This window comes from Qipengyuania sp. JB2-7, assembly GCF_055693485.1.
This window is the reverse complement of sequence record NZ_CM146335.1, coordinates 1,325,980-1,341,478: the sequence shown is the minus strand read 5'-3', so window position 1 is coordinate 1,341,478 and position 15,499 is coordinate 1,325,980. Positions and strand designations below refer to the sequence as shown.

At 56.1% G+C, this 15,499-nt stretch carries 15 protein-coding genes and 2 pseudogenes; 9 read left to right on the top strand and 8 right to left on the bottom strand.

Annotation, left to right across the window (positions count from 1 at the left end; genetic code table 11):
• Positions 1–19 precede the first annotated feature (19 nt).
• From murI to ACZ1GM_RS06665, 5 genes and pseudogenes are all read left to right on the top strand, one after another.
• Positions 20–832 (top strand): glutamate racemase, encoded by an 813-nt coding sequence (murI, locus tag ACZ1GM_RS06685; RefSeq protein WP_472678338.1) that lies wholly within the window; start codon positions 20–22, stop codon positions 830–832.
• 111 nt (positions 833–943) lie between these two features.
• The gene (gene hemA, locus ACZ1GM_RS06680) at positions 944–2,164 is read left to right on the top strand and encodes a 5-aminolevulinate synthase (RefSeq protein ID WP_472678337.1); all 1,221 of its coding nucleotides are present in this window, start codon (positions 944–946) and stop codon (positions 2,162–2,164) included.
• A 274-nt stretch (positions 2,165–2,438) separates the two neighbouring features.
• Positions 2,439–2,975, top strand: coding sequence for an FxDxF family PEP-CTERM protein (locus tag ACZ1GM_RS06675; protein ID WP_472678336.1), 537 nt, complete (start codon positions 2,439–2,441; stop codon positions 2,973–2,975).
• Positions 2,976–3,181: 206 nt separating this feature from the next.
• A pseudogene (locus ACZ1GM_RS06670) lies at positions 3,182–3,875 on the top strand (nitroreductase).
• A gap of 116 nt (positions 3,876–3,991) precedes the next feature.
• Positions 3,992–5,113 carry an endonuclease/exonuclease/phosphatase family protein gene (locus ACZ1GM_RS06665; RefSeq protein WP_472678335.1) on the top strand — a complete coding sequence of 374 codons (1,122 nt, stop codon included), beginning with the start codon at positions 3,992–3,994 and terminating at the stop codon, positions 5,111–5,113.
• A 31-nt stretch (positions 5,114–5,144) separates the two neighbouring features.
• Here ACZ1GM_RS06665 and ACZ1GM_RS06660 read toward each other — a convergent pair whose 3' ends face one another.
• The 4 genes from ACZ1GM_RS06660 to ACZ1GM_RS06645 all read right to left on the bottom strand — a co-directional run bounded on the left by ACZ1GM_RS06660 (position 5,145) and on the right by ACZ1GM_RS06645 (position 9,399).
• Positions 5,145–6,347, bottom strand: coding sequence for a type III PLP-dependent enzyme (locus ACZ1GM_RS06660; RefSeq protein ID WP_472678334.1), 1,203 nt, complete (start codon positions 6,345–6,347; stop codon positions 5,145–5,147).
• Between the two features lie 162 nt (positions 6,348–6,509).
• Positions 6,510–7,688, bottom strand: coding sequence for a carboxynorspermidine decarboxylase (locus ACZ1GM_RS06655; RefSeq protein ID WP_472678333.1), 1,179 nt, complete (start codon positions 7,686–7,688; stop codon positions 6,510–6,512).
• 52 nt (positions 7,689–7,740) lie between these two features.
• Positions 7,741–8,151, bottom strand: a complete 411-nt coding sequence (locus ACZ1GM_RS06650) for a GxxExxY protein (RefSeq protein ID WP_472678332.1) — start codon at positions 8,149–8,151, stop codon at positions 7,741–7,743.
• Positions 8,152–8,187: 36 nt separating this feature from the next.
• A complete protein-coding gene (locus ACZ1GM_RS06645; protein WP_472678331.1) occupies positions 8,188–9,399 on the bottom strand; it encodes a saccharopine dehydrogenase family protein in 1,212 nt (403 codons plus the stop codon).
• Between the two features lie 62 nt (positions 9,400–9,461).
• On the opposite strand from ACZ1GM_RS06645, the gene ACZ1GM_RS06640 reads away from it, so the two are divergent.
• From ACZ1GM_RS06640 to ACZ1GM_RS06630, 3 genes are all read left to right on the top strand, one after another.
• Positions 9,462–10,409, top strand: coding sequence for a threonine ammonia-lyase (locus ACZ1GM_RS06640; protein ID WP_472678330.1), 948 nt, complete (start codon positions 9,462–9,464; stop codon positions 10,407–10,409).
• A gap of 66 nt (positions 10,410–10,475) precedes the next feature.
• The gene (locus tag ACZ1GM_RS06635; RefSeq protein ID WP_472678329.1) at positions 10,476–10,928 is read left to right on the top strand and encodes an MAPEG family protein; all 453 of its coding nucleotides are present in this window, start codon (positions 10,476–10,478) and stop codon (positions 10,926–10,928) included.
• The gene (locus tag ACZ1GM_RS06630; protein WP_472678328.1) at positions 10,925–11,374 is read left to right on the top strand and encodes an MAPEG family protein; all 450 of its coding nucleotides are present in this window, start codon (positions 10,925–10,927) and stop codon (positions 11,372–11,374) included. The genes ACZ1GM_RS06635 and ACZ1GM_RS06630 overlap by 4 nt, the downstream gene beginning before the upstream one ends.
• A gap of 73 nt (positions 11,375–11,447) precedes the next feature.
• Here the strand turns inward: ACZ1GM_RS06630 and trxB are convergent.
• Both trxB and ACZ1GM_RS06620 read right to left on the bottom strand, forming a co-directional pair.
• Positions 11,448–12,430, bottom strand: a pseudogene (gene trxB, locus ACZ1GM_RS06625) (thioredoxin-disulfide reductase).
• 77 nt (positions 12,431–12,507) lie between these two features.
• Positions 12,508–13,296, bottom strand: a complete 789-nt coding sequence (locus tag ACZ1GM_RS06620; protein WP_472678327.1) for a tyrosine-protein phosphatase — start codon at positions 13,294–13,296, stop codon at positions 12,508–12,510.
• A gap of 127 nt (positions 13,297–13,423) precedes the next feature.
• Between ACZ1GM_RS06620 and ACZ1GM_RS06615 the strand changes: the two genes are divergently transcribed.
• Complete coding sequence (locus tag ACZ1GM_RS06615; RefSeq protein WP_472678326.1) at positions 13,424–13,864, top strand: response regulator; 441 nt, start codon at positions 13,424–13,426, stop codon at positions 13,862–13,864.
• On the opposite strand, the gene ACZ1GM_RS06610 is transcribed toward ACZ1GM_RS06615, so the two are convergent.
• Together ACZ1GM_RS06610 and ACZ1GM_RS06605 are read right to left on the bottom strand one after the other, a co-directional pair.
• Positions 13,861–14,523: a retropepsin-like aspartic protease family protein gene (locus ACZ1GM_RS06610; RefSeq protein WP_472678325.1), complete on the bottom strand. Its 663-nt coding sequence runs from the start codon at positions 14,521–14,523 to the stop codon at positions 13,861–13,863. The genes ACZ1GM_RS06615 and ACZ1GM_RS06610 overlap by 4 nt on opposite strands.
• Positions 14,524–14,565: 42 nt before the next feature.
• Positions 14,566–15,498, bottom strand: coding sequence for an NAD(P)/FAD-dependent oxidoreductase (locus ACZ1GM_RS06605; protein WP_472678324.1), 933 nt, complete (start codon positions 15,496–15,498; stop codon positions 14,566–14,568).
• Position 15,499 lies beyond the last annotated feature (1 nt).

The following is a 15,499-nucleotide window of genomic DNA, read 5'->3' as shown; positions in this document are numbered from 1 at the left end:
GGCGAACGGAAGGTCCAAATTGAACGCATCTGCTCCCATTCTGCTGCTCGACACGGGTGTTGGCGGGCTGACAGTCCTTAGTGCATTGCGCAAGATTCTGCCCGATGCACCGGTCATCTTTGCCGCCGACGAGGCTGGTCGCCCCTATGGTACAAAGACAGAGGCACAAGTCGCCGCGCGTGTATCCGGATTGCTGGGCCGGATGGCCGAACGGTATGATCCTCGCCTCATCTGCATTGCCTGCAATACCGCGAGCACCATAGCGCTGGATATGGTGCGCGATGTGCTTGAGACGCCAATTGTCGGCACTGTCCCGGCGATCAAACCAGCAGCGCTTGCCACCAAAACTGGGGTGATCGGTTTGCTGGGGACCGCAGGCACAATCCGGCAGGGATATGTTGACCGGTTAGAGGCAGAATTTGTCGGCGATGGCACCTTACTCAGACATGCAGCGCCTGAGCTTGTAGAACCCGCTGAACAGAAACTGCGCGGAAGGCCGGTGGACCGCGCAGTTTTGGCAGCAGCTCTGAACGCGCTCACCGAACACCCTCAGGGAATGTATATCGACCACGTGGTGCTCGGCTGCACGCATTTCCCGCTGCTCAAGGAAGAGCTCGAGGATGTCGCCGTGTTTGACTTGGGTTGGTCGCCAGACGTCAGGTTCGTCGATGGAAGCGAAGGTATCGCACGACGCATAGCCTCTCTGCTCACTGACGAAAAATTTGCACGCAGTGATCCAGATTTTGCGATTACAACTGGCGACCTAGATGAATTTACTAGACTATCCAATGCCTTAGAGGGTTTTGGCATCACTCAGATTAAACAATTCTAAGGCGACATGTCGCGAATCACTCGCAAAGATCATGATAGAATTCTGCGCATGACATGCCTAAGGGTCACTCGGAATAAAGCCGATATATCGGACAAAGAGCAGGGAAAACCGGTGAATTACGGACAGGTCTTCGACGAAGCCATTGACCGCCTTCATTCAGAAGGCCGCTACCGTGTGTTCATCGATATACTGCGCAACAAAGGCGCCTATCCAAATGCCCGCTGTTTTCACGGGCATAACGGCCCCAAGCCGATCACGGTTTGGTGCTCCAACGATTACCTTGCAATGGGCCAGCACCCCAAAGTGATCGAAGCGATGGAAGAAGCGCTGCACGATGTTGGCGCAGGCTCTGGCGGAACGCGCAATATTGGCGGCAACACGCACTTTCATGTCGAGCTGGAGAAAGAGCTTGCCGATTTGCATGGTAAGGATGGCGCCCTGCTCTTCACGTCGGGCTACGTCTCCAACGATGCGACGCTGTCGACCATCGCCAAGCTCCTGCCGGGCTGTGTCATTTTCTCAGACGAGCTGAATCATGCCAGCATGATTGCCGGCATTCGCAATTCCGGCTGTGAGAAGCGGGTGTTCCGCCACAATGATCTGGAGCATCTGGAAGAGCTACTCGCGGCGGAAGACGAAGCCACGCCAAAGTTGATTGCATTTGAAAGCGTCTATTCCATGGACGGCGATGTCGCGCCGATCCACGCGATTTGTGACCTCGCGGAAAAATACAACGCTCTCACATATGTCGACGAAGTGCACGCGGTTGGCATGTATGGCGAACGCGGCGGCGGCATTACCGAGCGCGACAAGGCCGCGCACCGGCTGGATATTATTGAAGGCACGCTGGGTAAGGCATTCGGTGTGATGGGCGGATACATTGCCGCTGATACACGCATTATCGACTGCATCCGATCCTATGCGCCTGGCTTCATATTCACCACTTCGCTCAGCCCCGTTTTGGTTGCCGGTGTTCTTGCCTCTGTAAAACACCTCAAGGAAAGCTCTGAAGAGCGGGACGCGCAACAAGCCAATGCGGCTATGCTGAAAGACATCCTGCGTGAGGCAGGTATTCCCGTCATGGACAGCGTCACGCACATCGTGCCTGTCATGGTGGGTGATCCCGTCCGTGCAAAACGGATCAGCGACATCCTGCTCGCCGAGTACGGGGTGTATGTTCAGCCGATCAATTTCCCCACTGTCCCGCGCGGGACAGAACGCCTTCGGTTCACTCCTGGCCCGGCTCATTCCGAAGAAATGATGCGAGATTTGGCCGCAGCATTGGTTGAGATTTGGGATCGCCTTGATCTTGAGCTAGCCAAAGCTGCCTAGCACATCAGCATGGCTCTGATATAAAACGTAAATTCTCGAAACATGGTGGATTGTCGCATTGCGCGTCGCGTCCATACAATGTTAACCGAAAAATCCGCGCTATTACTGACACTTGAAGGCAAGCGAATCGGTGCTGTCCCGGAAAGAGACAGCAAACTCGTTTTCGCTTGTTGGAGAGGTTAACAAACCGTAAAAGCGCAACCGAATCGCGTACTTACTTATTCGGCATTCGATCCAAAGGTCGTGTTTGGATGCCTAAACAGAGGGAAATCTAATGAAGAAACTCGCTATCTCAGCTGCGGCAGCAGCAGCGGCGTTTGCAGTAGCTACTCCAGCTTCTGCTGCGCTTACGATCCAGGCCGATCCGGATCCATGCCTCATCGGCGAACCAGATTGCACATTCACGTTTGAATCAAACGGTGTTGACGGTGCGTTCAGCGAATCTGTCGATCTTGTGCTTCCAGACGAAGGCGCTTTCGAAGGTTCATTGACTGCTACTTTCGGCATCAACCCTATCACGATTACGCGTGCTTGGTTGGTTGATTCAAACATGAATGAGTTTGATTTCAACCTCGCAACATTCGGCAACACTCTCGTTGGCGATCTGCCAACTTTCAGTGCGATTGCTGGTAACTACACGCTGAACATCAGCGGCGTTGCTGAAGACTCAAGCTACAGCGGCGTTCTGAACTTCTCAGCGGTTCCAGAGCCAGGCACATGGGCACTTATGATCCTCGGCTTCGGCGCAATCGGTTTCTCGATGCGCGGTCGCAAGGACAAAGCACGTCGCATCTCAGTCAAGTACGCGTAATTTTCGCTAAAGACTGAGCGACATTGCTCAAAGTTTAAGGGGAGCTTCGGCTCCCCTTTTTCGTGCCTGCAGTCGATAGTTTTCGCGTCTGCGAAACGGGCACCTGATTCTCACGGACAACCTGAAGTCCGCTCTGCCCTAGCGTCCTTTGCGCAGACCGTACTGATGCGCTAGCCGTGCTGATGCAAGCGACAAGGAGCACATACGTGAGCGGCACACCTGATCAAACGTACGCAGAGATTGTAAAAGGGCGTCGTTCTATCCGCGGCTACCTCGATAAGTCCGTGCCGCAAGATCTGATCGAAGACGTGCTTGCGATGGCAATGCGTTCGCCCTCTTCGATGAACACACAACCTTACCATTTCCATGTCATCACCGGCGAACCGCTTGACCGGATCTCGCAACGGCAACACTGAACGCATTTTGGCAGGCGAGCCTGACAGCCGTGAATTTCGCAAGGGACATCCCTTTGAAGGCGTGCACCGCGACCGGCAGGTTGGCTGCGCGATCCAGCTATTCGAAGCGATGGGCATCGGGCGCGAGGATAAGGAAAAACGGCAAGACTGGGTATTGCGCGGCTTCCGCCAGTTCGATGCACCTGTCTGCGTGATCGTGACTTATGACAAGGAACTGTCCGATGCCGACGACACCGTATTCGATTGCGGCGCGGTGACGACCGCGCTGGTCAATGCCGCCTGGTCGCGGGGATTGGGCTGCGTAATTAACTCGCAGGGGATCATGCAATCTCCCGTGGTACGCGAGCATGCCAATATCCCGGACGATCAGGTAATAATGAAGGCCGTCGCGATGGGTTGGCCCGATCCGGACTTCCCCGCCAACCCGGTGAAGATCACCCGCCGCGACGTCTCAGAGGCGGCGCGGTTTTTGGGGTTTGATTAGAAAGCAGCAAAATTACCCGGATCAAACCGCATCGCAGCCCGTTACAACAACATTGCGCAACCATCAGCATACAATGGAGAGTGTGACGATGTCTGAGAACGCGGGAGCCGATCACTTTGCGTGAATTGGCTGAGAGGCTAGCGTCTTCATCTAGAATTGTCGGCGTATGGGCGCTGCGATGCTTCGCCATCGCACTGACGATCGCGACACTGCTCAGCATGACCGATTCCAATCAGTGGTGGATCCGGATTTGGGACTTTCCGCGACTGCAAATGCTGATCGCCATGGCCAGTGTTGGTATAGCTCTCTGGTTGTTTGATCGCACCACACGCCCGTGGGTACCTCTCCTGCTTGCCGCGCTGATAGCTTGGCAGGCTTTTCGAATACATCCCTACACACCGCTGGCGACCGCTGAGGTGGCTAAAGTTTCCGAGGCTAATGTCGGCGAAACGAATTGTTTCACAGTGCTCACTCTCAATGTGTTGCAGACCAATCGCGAATATCAGCGCACAGCTGAGCTCATTGAGAGTCTGGATCCCGAGCTTGTCTTGCTGATGGAAACCGATCAGGCATGGATCGACGCGATGCAGCCAGTGCTTGCGCCCTATGCGCACCGAACCGGCAGAGCATTAGACAACAAATATGGCATTCTGTTTGCGAGCAAGCTGCCAATACGCGACGCGACTATCCAGGATTTGGCTCAGAAAGACACACCGTCGGTCTTTGCGACTGTCGCGGTCGCCGAGCATGAATTTCGCGTGATAGGCCTTCATCCGCGCCCCCCGCGTCCCGGACAAGACACTGAGGAGCGCGACGCGGAGATTATCATCGCAGCCAAGCGATCTCAAAACACAAATTCGCCAGTTCTTGCGATAGGCGATTTCAACGATGTTGCATGGTCAGACACGACCCAGCTGTTCAAGGACGTTGGTGGTTTTCTTGATCCCCGGATAGGACGCGGCACATTCGCGACATTTCCCGCCGACCAACTTTGGTTGGGATGGCCGCTCGATCATCTCTTCGTGACAGAGGAGTTCATGCTCGCCGAGATGAGGGTTGGAGAGGCCGTGGGATCCGATCACCGACCTGTGATTGCGCGCCTGTGCCTTGATCCCGACACCGCCGAACACCACAATGAAGACACGGTTCCAGCTGACGAAGCCGACGAGCAGCAGGCAGATCAAGTGATGCAGGAATTTGAGGAAGACACTCAACAAGATCGCGTTCAGGAAGGGTGAGTCTCAGTTTCCAGGAGACTCGCCTGTACCCCTACCGCAAGCTCACCACATTGTCCGCCACAGGGCGCACGCGGCTGCCATCGTAAAGGCTCGCCATAGGTTCATCAGTCACGATCACCTGCTGCGCGTCGCCAAACCCGTTAAAACCGGTTTTCATCGCTGAGCCATACGCGCCGAGCATTCCGACCTCGATGTAGTCGCCGGCCTGAATATCCTCAGGCAGTGAGAATGGCCCAGCCATATAGTCCGCATCGTCACAAGTCGGCCCGAAAAAGGCAAAGTCCATCTCTGGCTTGATCAGGTCGTCTTCCAGCGCGCGGACCGGAAAACGCCACGCGACGTGGGCGGCATCATAGAGCGCGCCATAGGCACCATCGTTGATGTAAAGCTCCGCCTCGCGGCGTTTTTCGACCTTCACAATCATTGAAGAATATTCTGCACATAGCGCCCTGCCCGGCTCGCACCAAAGCTCCGCGTTGTAGGCAATCGGAAGTGCTTCAAAATGCCGCTCGATGAGGACAAAGAAATCCTCCATCGGCGGAGGTTCCATGCCCGGATAGACGCTCGGAAACCCTCCGCCCACATCGACCATGTCGATCACCACACTCGCCTCTGCAATTGCGGCACGCGTGCGGTCGAGCGCCTGAACGAAGGCAAACGGGTTCATCGCCTGGCTGCCAACATGGAAACACACGCCCAGCCAGTCGCAGTGTTGGCGGGCCTCTTGCAGCAGGCCCGGAGCTTCGGTCAGGTCGCAGCCAAATTTCGACGCAAGTGACAGCTCAGCATATTCGCTCGACACGCGAATACGCACGCAAAGGCGCAGGTCCTGTGCCGGATTGCCGTCTTCGTCGCGGCACGCATCGATGATCTTGGTCAGCTCTTCGGCGCTATCGAGGCTGAAGGTTTTGCAGCCGTGCGTATGGTACGCCTCGCGGACAGCGCTCGCAGCCTTGACCGGATGCATGAAGCACAGTTCCGCCTCTGGCAGGGTCGCACGCACTAGCCGGACCTCCGCAATCGAGGCGACATCGTAATGCGTGATACCCGCACCCCACAGCGCTTGAAGCAGCTCTGGCGAAGGATTGGCTTTCACCGCATACAGCGACTTGCCGGGAAACTTCTCGACAAAGAAGCGGGCAGCGCGCGCGGCGGCATGCGGACGATTGAGGATAACGGGTTCGTCGGGCCTGAGGGCTTCGACTACAGCCTGTGCGTTAGGATATGCGTACAACTCAAGGGACCCCCAGAAGGTTTAGTTTCTGAACAAGGCTACCTACGGTCTTGCGATCAAGAGTCCCCGCCCCATCATGGGATCGGCAGCGCGAGGTGGCGAAATACACACGAGTGCGCGAATTTCAAGCAAAAACGCGCGATTTCACCAATGAGCTTCCCCTTAGCTCAACCGGTCGCGGAAGTCGTGATAATCGAAGCTTTTCACCTCATCGAGCGCGTCGGTCTCACTGTCCCACAAATAGATCGACGGCAAAGGTACGCCGTTGAAGGTGTTGGTTTTGACCATCGAATAATGCGCCTGATCGAGGAAAGCGAAACGCGCGCCTGGTTCTGCGGGGACCGGCAGACGATAATCGCCGATCACATCGCCCGCTAAGCAGGATGGCCCGCCAAGGCGAATGGGAACTTTGCTTTCGTCCGCCAGCTCGCCCAGCATTGCGGGGCGATAGGGTGCCTCAAGTACGTCGGGCATGTGGCAGGTGGCCGAAACGTCGGTGATCCCAAACGGCACTTCATTGAAGCCCGTGTCTAGAAGCGTACCGACCAGAATCCCGGCATCCAGCGCAATCGCTTCGCCGGGCTCCAAGTATATCTCCGCGCCCGTATCTTCTTTGGCGTCTTTCAGGAACTCAATCAGTTCATCGCGTTCATAGTCGGCCCGCGTGATGTGATGCCCGCCGCCCATATTGATCCATTTGAGCTGGCCAAACCAAGGCTCAATGGCATCGAACACGCGGTCCCATGTCGCGCGCAGCGGCTCAAATGTCTGCTCGCACAGATTATGGAAATGGATGCCGTCCACACCCTCCATATGTTCTTCGGTCAGTTGATCTATAGGAAAGCCCAGCCGTGATCCCGGCGCGCTCGGATCATATTTTGCGACTTCGCCGGTTGCTACCATCGGATTGATGCGCAGACCGACTGACACATCGCCCCCGGTGGTTGCCGCGTGATCGAGGATCAGCGCTGCCCGCCGCATCTGCGTGGGCGAGTTGAAAATCACGTGGTCAGAAAGGCGGCAAATCTCTTCCAGCTCTTCGGGCTTGTACGCAGGCGAAAATGTGCTGATCTCGCCATCGTAGAACTCGCTGGCGAGCCGCGCTTCCCACAGGCCGGAACAACACGCCCCGTCGAGATACTCGCCAATCAGCGGTGCGACCGCATGCATGGAAAACGCCTTAAGCGCGATCAGCACTTTGATGTCTGCCTCATCACGAATTTCGGCGAGCATCTGGCAGTTAGTGCGTAGCTTTGCCGCATCGACAACAAAGGCGGGGCTCTGAACGCGGCTCAGGTCAAAATGGGCGAACGCGCCCGGATCACCGGCTTGTGTTTGCATTGGATTTTGCATGGTGTTCTCATTTCTTGGTTCACACAAAGACACGAAGAGCTCAGTGCCTACCGATGTGGCCGAAATAGTTATTGGCAACACGTTGAAGCCCGCCTTTAAACGTTGGCTGCCCAAAGTTCATCAACAGACCGAGAGGTAGCTTCATCAGGCGCAGATAAGTCAGGAGTTGCTTTGCGTGAACAGGAGCGTTTCGCTCGGTTGATTTAAGTTCGACAACAAGACGCTCTTCGACCAACAGATCGATTTTGAATGCGTTATCGACGATAACGCGTTGGTATGAAATCGGAACGGAAAGTTGCCGTTGCACAGCAAATCCACGTTCTTCGATTACTTTAGCTAGAATCTGCTCATAGGCCGACTCCAGCAGCCCTGGACCCAATTCCTTGTGCAAATGATAGCCACAATCAACGACTTCCCGGGCGATATGCTCAAGACGATCATCGTGATCCATCTTCATGTCTTTGTGGCTTCGTGTGATGCCCGACACCTAAAACCCGATCGGCCCATCTAGTTCTTTCACCTGCCACGGCAGGCCGTGTGCATTGAGCATTTCCATAAATGGATCGGGGTCCATCTCTTCCATGTTGAAGACGCCCTCACCGCTCCAGATACCTTGCACCATCAGCGCGCTGCCAATCATCGCGGGCACACCCGTGGTGTAGCTGACCGCTTGATTGCCGGTTTCCTCAAACGCCGCCTCATGCGAGCAGATATTGTTGATATAGAACGTTTTTTCGCCTGAGCCATCCAGCGCTTCACCGGTCGCGATACAACCGATATTGGTGTTGCCAGTGGTTGTCTCACCCAGCGTTTCGGGCTTCGGCAGAACAGCGGCGAGGAATTGCAGCGGGATGATTTCCTTGCCCTGATACCGCACCGGCTCAATACTGGTCATCCCGACATTCTGAAGCACGGTCAGGTGCTTGATGTACTCATCGCCAAAGGTCATCCAGAACCGCGCGCGCTCGATTTCCGGGTTAAACTTGGCGAGGCTCTCCAGCTCTTCGTGATACATTAAGTAGGCCTGACGCGTGCCGACTTCTTCAAAATCAAACGGCGTTGAGATTTGCATCGCTGGCGTTTCGATCCATTCGCCATTTTCCCAATGTCGGGCTGGCGCAGTCACTTCACGAATATTGATTTCCGGGTTGAAGTTGGTCGCGAACGCCTGACCATGGTCACCGCCATTGCAATCCAGAATGTCGAGCGTGCGGATGGTTTTGAGCTTATGCTTCTTGAGCCACATGGTGAAAACACTCGTCACACCCGGATCAAAGCCCGAGCCAAGCAGCGCCATCAAACCCGCGCCCTTGAAACGGTCGTGATAGGCCCACTGCCAGCTATATTCGAACTTCGCCTCGTCCTTCGGCTCGTAATTCGCCGTGTCGAGATAGTTCACGCCCGCCTCAAGGCACGCATCCATGATCGGTAGATCCTGATACGGCAGAGCGAGATTGACGACGAGGCTAGGCTGAACCTTGCGGATCAGCTGCACCATTGCGGGCACTTCTTCTGCATCAATTTCATACGTCGCGATGTCCACACCAGCGCGTTCTTTCACGCTTTCGGCTATGGCATCACACTTGCGCTTTGTTCGGCTGGCCAAATGTATGTCAGTAAAAATGTCTTTGTTAAAAGCCATTTTGTGGACACAGACAGAACTGACGCCTCCAGCACCAATGACGAGAACAGTGGACATATCGTGAGCCTTTCGGGAGTGATTCTTGCGCAGCTATTAGTCGAATGCGTACGAGGCGCAAAATGATCCGAACACCTACGAAAAAGGGCGTTGAAGCCGCCGCACAGTCTATCAGCGCGATTTTGCCGCCTACGCGGCTTTTGCCAGTCGAAATCAACGGGGTTCCTGTCCATGTGAAGGCGGAAAACCTGCAACCGATCGGTGCTTTCAAAATTCGCGGCGGATGGTGGCGGCTGAGCAATTTGAGGGAAGACGAACGCGCGCCTGGCGTTGTTGCTGTATCAAGTGGCAATCACGCACAAGGTGTCGCTTGGGCGGCACGGCGGCTCGGGATCAAGGCCACCATCGTGATGCCCCGCGATGCGCCACAGGTGAAGCTCGACAACACACGGGCGTTGGGTGCGGAGATCGTGCTGTATGACCGCGCTGACGAAGATCGCGATGCAGTCGCGGCGACACTGATCGATGAACGCGGAGGCACCCTGGTCCATGCGTTCGGCGATCCGTGGGTTATCGAAGGGCAAGGCAGCGCTGGTGTGGAGATAACTGCGCAACTTGGCCATCAACCGTCTCGCCTGATTGCCTGCTGCGGCGGCGGTGGTTTGGCCGCCGGCCTTTCGCTCGCCTGTCCAGACAGTGCAATACATGTGGTTGAGCCGGTTGGCTGGGACATGGTCGGCCAAGCATTGGCGCGCGGCGAGATTGTTGCCGTATCGAGCGATGTGCCATCGACCATCTGCGACGCTTTGCAACCCACCGCCACCAAACAGATTAATCTCGACATCTTGTCGAGCCGCGCCGAACCGGGCGTGTGCGTGACTGAAGCGGAGGTGCAAAACGCCCAACGCTGGGCCTTTGCCAATTTGCGCATGGTGGTGGAGCCAGGCGGAGCAGCAGCCCTCGCTGCGGCGCTTGAGGGAAAGATCCCCCTCGATGATCGTATGGTGATAATGGTGACGGGTGGGAATGCAGATCCAGCAGTCTTTGCGGAAACGATCTCGGCGACGTGATCGGTTGCGTTTGACAATCTAACGAGCAACCCGCAAAAACCCGTCAAGAGACGTGAGGGGATGTTCATGCAGGCTCAGATGCTCGCACCGGCTGCAGTTTTAGTACTGTGGTCGATGATAATGTTGTGGTGGATGGCGGGCACACGACTGCCTGCGCTGGCAAAGCTCAAGGGCAACCCGGATATCGGCAAGCCCGGCGGTCGAGGCCAAGATCTTGAAGGTGTCTTGCCGGACAGGATCAATTGGAAAGGCCATAATTACAATCACTTGATGGAACAGCCGACGGCGTTTTATGCAGCGGTTGTAATCCTCGCCATCATGGGGGCTGGCGCACTGGATGTGACCCTTGCATGGATTTATGTGGCCCTGCGTATCACCCATTCGTTTTGGCAGGCTATGGTCAATACAATTCCTGTGCGCATTACGCTGTTCGCAATATCGAGCATCGCTCTAACCGTTCTTGCCGTCCGCGCTGTCATGGCGACATTATTTTTTGATCCGGGACTTGCACCTTCATGACTGACCAACTTCTGATCCTGCAACCGGTTGTTGCACTCGCCATTTGGACCATGATCATGTGGATCTGGATGTATGCAACGCGCATTCCGGCCATGAACAAAGCACCCGATATCCCTGCGCCGGCACAATTGGTAGGGAGCACTGGCGCAAGCCTGCGCGAGAAACTGCCGGAAACGGTCAGCTGGAAGGCCGACAATTACAATCACCTGCACGAACAACCTACGGTGTTCTACGCCATTGCCATCGTTTTGGCCGTGAGCGGACACGGTGATGCCAGCCACGCATTCCTCGCCTGGATTTATGTTGGATTGCGTGTGATTCACTCGATCATTCAGGCGACAACGAACAAGGTTATGATCCGCTTTGTACTGTTCGCGCTATCGAGCATCGTCTTGATGATGATGATCTTCCACGCGACCATGGTCGTCTTCGGATACAATGCCTAGGTTGTAAGGTGCCTAGATTGCCAGGTGCCTGAGTTATGGGGCGCCAAAGTTTTTGAGACCTTGCGGCGGCGGATTACTCCGCCGCTTCGACCTCTGACATCCGTTCGGCAACGTCTAGCGTTGCAAGGAAACGTTCTGCATCAAGCGCCGCCATGCACCCCATTCCAGCGGCAGTGACTGCCTGCCGATAGACATGGTCCGTCACATCTCCGGTACCGCAAACACGCCGGGAATTTCGGTCTTGGGCGTGCCTGGCTCCACATCGAGATAGCCCGAACCGTCCATTGGCAACTTGCCCTTGAACAGCTCAGTCGCGGGCGCGTGGCCAATCGCGACAAAAGCACCATCGACTTCTAATGTGCTATCTTCACCCGTCTGCGTGTCCTTTAAAGCCAGATGCGTCAGTCCGCCATCGGCTGCGTCACCCTGGAAACTGTCGACCGTCTTATTCCACATCACGGAAATCTTGGGGTGGTTGAGCAAACGTTCCTGCAGAATCTTCTCGGCGCGCAGCTCATCGCGGCGGTGAATCAGGGTCACATCATCGGAATGATTGGTAAGATAAAGCGCCTCTTCAACTGCGGTGTTGCCGCCGCCAATAACCGCCACTTTCTTGCCGCGGTAGAAGAAGCCATCGCATGTTGCGCAGGCCGAGACGCCTTTGCCACCCAGCTCTTGCTCGCCCGGCGCGCCCAGCCATTTTGCCTGTGCACCTGTCGCAATCACCAAAGCGTCGCCGATATATTCATCACCGCTATCACCGACCGCACGGAACGGTGATCCACCCTCAAGGTCGACCTCAACAATCGTATCCCACATCATCCGCGTGCCGACATGTTCAGCCTGCGCCTTCATCTCTTCCATCAGCCACGGGCCTTGGACAACGTCAGGAAAACCAGGATAGTTTTCAACGTCAGTCGTGATGGTTAGCTGGCCACCCGGCTGAATGCCCTGGACCACGATCGGCTCCATCATTGCGCGCGCGCCATAAATCGCAGCAGAATAGCCTGCGGGGCCAGAGCCAATAATCAGCAGTTTCGTATGATGAGTAGCCATAAGTCGTCTCGTAAAATCTTAGGGTCAGGATGCATAAATATCCGTTGCGCTCTATATGGGAACCCTGATCGCAAGAGTCACGCTATCAGACGCGCCTTAAGCCGCTCGCGCAGCGCATCATCCACACCTATCACAGTTTTGAGGTAGCCATTGAGCGATCCATGCTCGGTCTCCACCACCTTCCAGAAGGTGGCGAGGTAATCTTCATGCACTTCAAGCAACGCCCGTACTGCGTCCTCATCAAGAGTTCGGCCAAGCCGTTCCTCAATACCCGGCACAGACTGTTGGCGAAGGACATTCAACGTCGGCGCATGATTGGTCAGCAGGAACTCTGCCATCTGATCGTCGCTGTTCGCGCCAAGAATATGCATCAACATCATTACCGCAACGCCAGTGCGATCCTTGCCCGCAAAACAATGAACCAGCGATCCGCCCTCGCTATTGCTCAACGCATTCAGATAGCGACCAAACATGTCAATCATCGCTGGGTTACGCGGCATGTAGGTGTAGACAGCAATCATACGCTGACGAGCGAACTCGGCGGTGGTGGTGTCAGGGGCCACATCCATATGCGGCGGGCTGCTGCTCGTTTCGCCATCGAAAAACAATACTCGGGCATCGAAGCGCTCGCTGCGGCGGCAAGGATGGTTTCCGCGCTCACTATTGCCACGCAAATCGATGATCGTTCGCACATTCAGGTCGTCAAATGTCGCCAGATCGGTGTCAGTGGCGGTAATATGCTGCCCGGATCGAAACAGCAGCCCTTGGCGGACCGCGCCGCCGCCCGCGACGGCATAGCCACCGTAATCGCGCAGATTGTGGATCCCTTCAGTCGGGATGAAGCGTTCAGCTGTTTCTCGAATCATCGCGCGCGACCGTGAAGGATTGCTGGCGCGCGAGCAACCGCCGCTAAGCAATTGCACCTAGCGTCATGAAAAGCGGGCATTGCCGACTAGTCCCTTAGACAGGCTGCCATGGTCTTGGAGAAGGTTTGTGGCACGAATTCTGATCATTGATGACGATCCGCTGGTCGCACAGGTTGCGAGTAACATACTGATCGGTGCGGGGCACGCTTGCGGGAATGTAACAGACCCTCGTGAGGCGTTCGCTCTGATGCGGTGGCGCAGACCGGACATGATCCTGCTCGATCAGGACATGCCAGAAATCACCGGTATTCAGTTTCTGCGTGAACTGCGCGGATCGCAGGAGTTTTACGATCTGCCGGTCATGATGTTCACTGGAATCTCGGGGGAACAGGATGAATTGGCTGCGCTGTATTCGGGCGCGCAGGATTATCTACGCAAGCCGATTGATCCGGCCATCCTATGCCGAAAGGTTGCCAGTATCCTGAACAAACAGGATGGTCATAAAAGTCTGCGCGACAGAATGCTTGGCGTCACACAACCAAAAGAGCCACAGCGCCTTAGAGTTTAGGGTTGCTCATCAGCCTCGGCAGGGACGAGGATCATGGTTTGGCCCTCAACTCGCCACAACCCAAGACGTGACAACACATTCATCCCGATCACATTCGTATCACCGAGCGTTGGTGCAATGACCGTATCGATCCCCTGCGCCGAAACATTGCCAAACTTCAGCGCCTCTATTGTTGAAATTTGCGCGTTGACTGCGCCATTGGCAGTCTGAATTCGCACGGGGATACCACCGCGCCGCGGCTCCAGCCCTGCCCGATCCGCCAAGTCCTGTGAAACAGCTGTCAGCGTCGCACCGGTATCGACGAGGAAGTTCGCTGGCACTCCATTGACCTCAGCTCTAAGCCAGAAATGTCCATCAGGTGAGATCGGCACCCGCGTTTCCCCGCCCTCAACAATCTGTTCTGGCAAGCCAATTTGCGGAACCGCGACGTCCAGACGCGGATCAAAGCGGCTCAGTTGCAGAACCACGGTGATAAGAATGCCAGCCAGAAACAGCGTGCTGAGCGTTCTCAGAAAACGCCCTCCTGAAATGCTGCGCCTGATCATGGACGAGCCGATCAACCCTAGGACCAAGGCCATGACCGCAGCCACGAGCAGTTCAAATCGCGGAACTGCACGGATAATATCAGCGGCGGCGGCAAAGGCGGGTTCGATGTCCACCAACCCCATATAGTACAGTCAGGCTTGCTGTTCCATAAGTGGTTAGCCGCTGATTACTCTTGCAGCGACTTCGCGGCCCGAAATCCAGGCCGCCTCAACGCGAGGGCCGATCAACCAGTCTCCTGCAACACCAAATCGTAATGCCGGATCCCATAAAGCGGATTGGGGATTATCAACAATCGGCGTCGAATAGCGCCAGCGATGGGCGGCAAGATGCACGGTGCTGGCCGCCCCAATGCCAGTCTCCGCGAGGAAGTCCGCGAGCAACTTCTCGCCCGCTTCTTCTTGCCCCATCTCCAAATTCTCTCGCGACCAATCGGCGGTCGCATGAATAACCCAATTTGCGCGTCCGCCCCGCCCCGGCTTTGAGGAGTTACGCGTCGCCCATGCGACCGCGCCACGCCCGCGCAACGTGTCGGGCAAGTCAGGCTCTTGCTCGAACACCACCATGACCGCCCAACAGGGCTCCGAAACGACGTCGCTCGCCAGCTTCGCGAATTCTGGTGCCGGTTCAGCCAGCAGAACTGCGGCTTGCTCTGCCGGGATCGCGGCGATCACCACCTCGCAATTATGAGCGATACCTGCGCCCGATAGACGCCACCTATCGTCCTTGCGCCCGATTGTCTCTATCCGCTGCCCCCAACGCACATCATGATTGGCCGCCATATGTTTGAGCGGCGCGTTCATACTGGGCGTGCCGACATACATATTGGCACCCACTGTGGGCGATGTAGCGACAACGCCTAAGCGCATCCACGCCTCTAATTGAGCCATGAAGCGCTCATCAACCGCATCAAAAAACTGCGTCCCATGATCGAAATGGACAGTCTCACCAGCGATTTCTGCCCGCCGGGTCGCCATTCTACCGCCCGGTCCGCGCCCCTTGTCGAACAGAACCGGCGCATATCCGGCCACGCGCAACGCCTCTGCACAGGACAACCCCGCCATACCGGCGCCGATGATCGCAATATCCACG

Bases quoted from the DNA above. Each gene is read 5' to 3' on its own strand.
- ACZ1GM_RS06675 (WP_472678336.1), top strand. From the start codon at position 2,439: ATGAAGAAACTCGCTATCTCAGCTGCGGCAGCAGCAGCGGCGTTTGCA.
- ACZ1GM_RS06655 (WP_472678333.1), bottom strand. From the start codon at position 7,688: ATGCAAACACAAGCCGGTGATCCGGGCGCGTTCGCCCATTTTGACCTG.
- ACZ1GM_RS06650 (WP_472678332.1), bottom strand. From the start codon at position 8,151: ATGGATCACGATGATCGTCTTGAGCATATCGCCCGGGAAGTCGTTGAT.
- ACZ1GM_RS06645 (WP_472678331.1), bottom strand. From the start codon at position 9,399: ATGTCCACTGTTCTCGTCATTGGTGCTGGAGGCGTCAGTTCTGTCTGT.
- ACZ1GM_RS06640 (WP_472678330.1), top strand. From the start codon at position 9,462: ATGATCCGAACACCTACGAAAAAGGGCGTTGAAGCCGCCGCACAGTCT.
- ACZ1GM_RS06635 (WP_472678329.1), top strand. From the start codon at position 10,476: ATGCAGGCTCAGATGCTCGCACCGGCTGCAGTTTTAGTACTGTGGTCG.
- ACZ1GM_RS06630 (WP_472678328.1), top strand. From the start codon at position 10,925: ATGACTGACCAACTTCTGATCCTGCAACCGGTTGTTGCACTCGCCATT.
- ACZ1GM_RS06620 (WP_472678327.1), bottom strand. From the start codon at position 13,296: ATGATTCGAGAAACAGCTGAACGCTTCATCCCGACTGAAGGGATCCAC.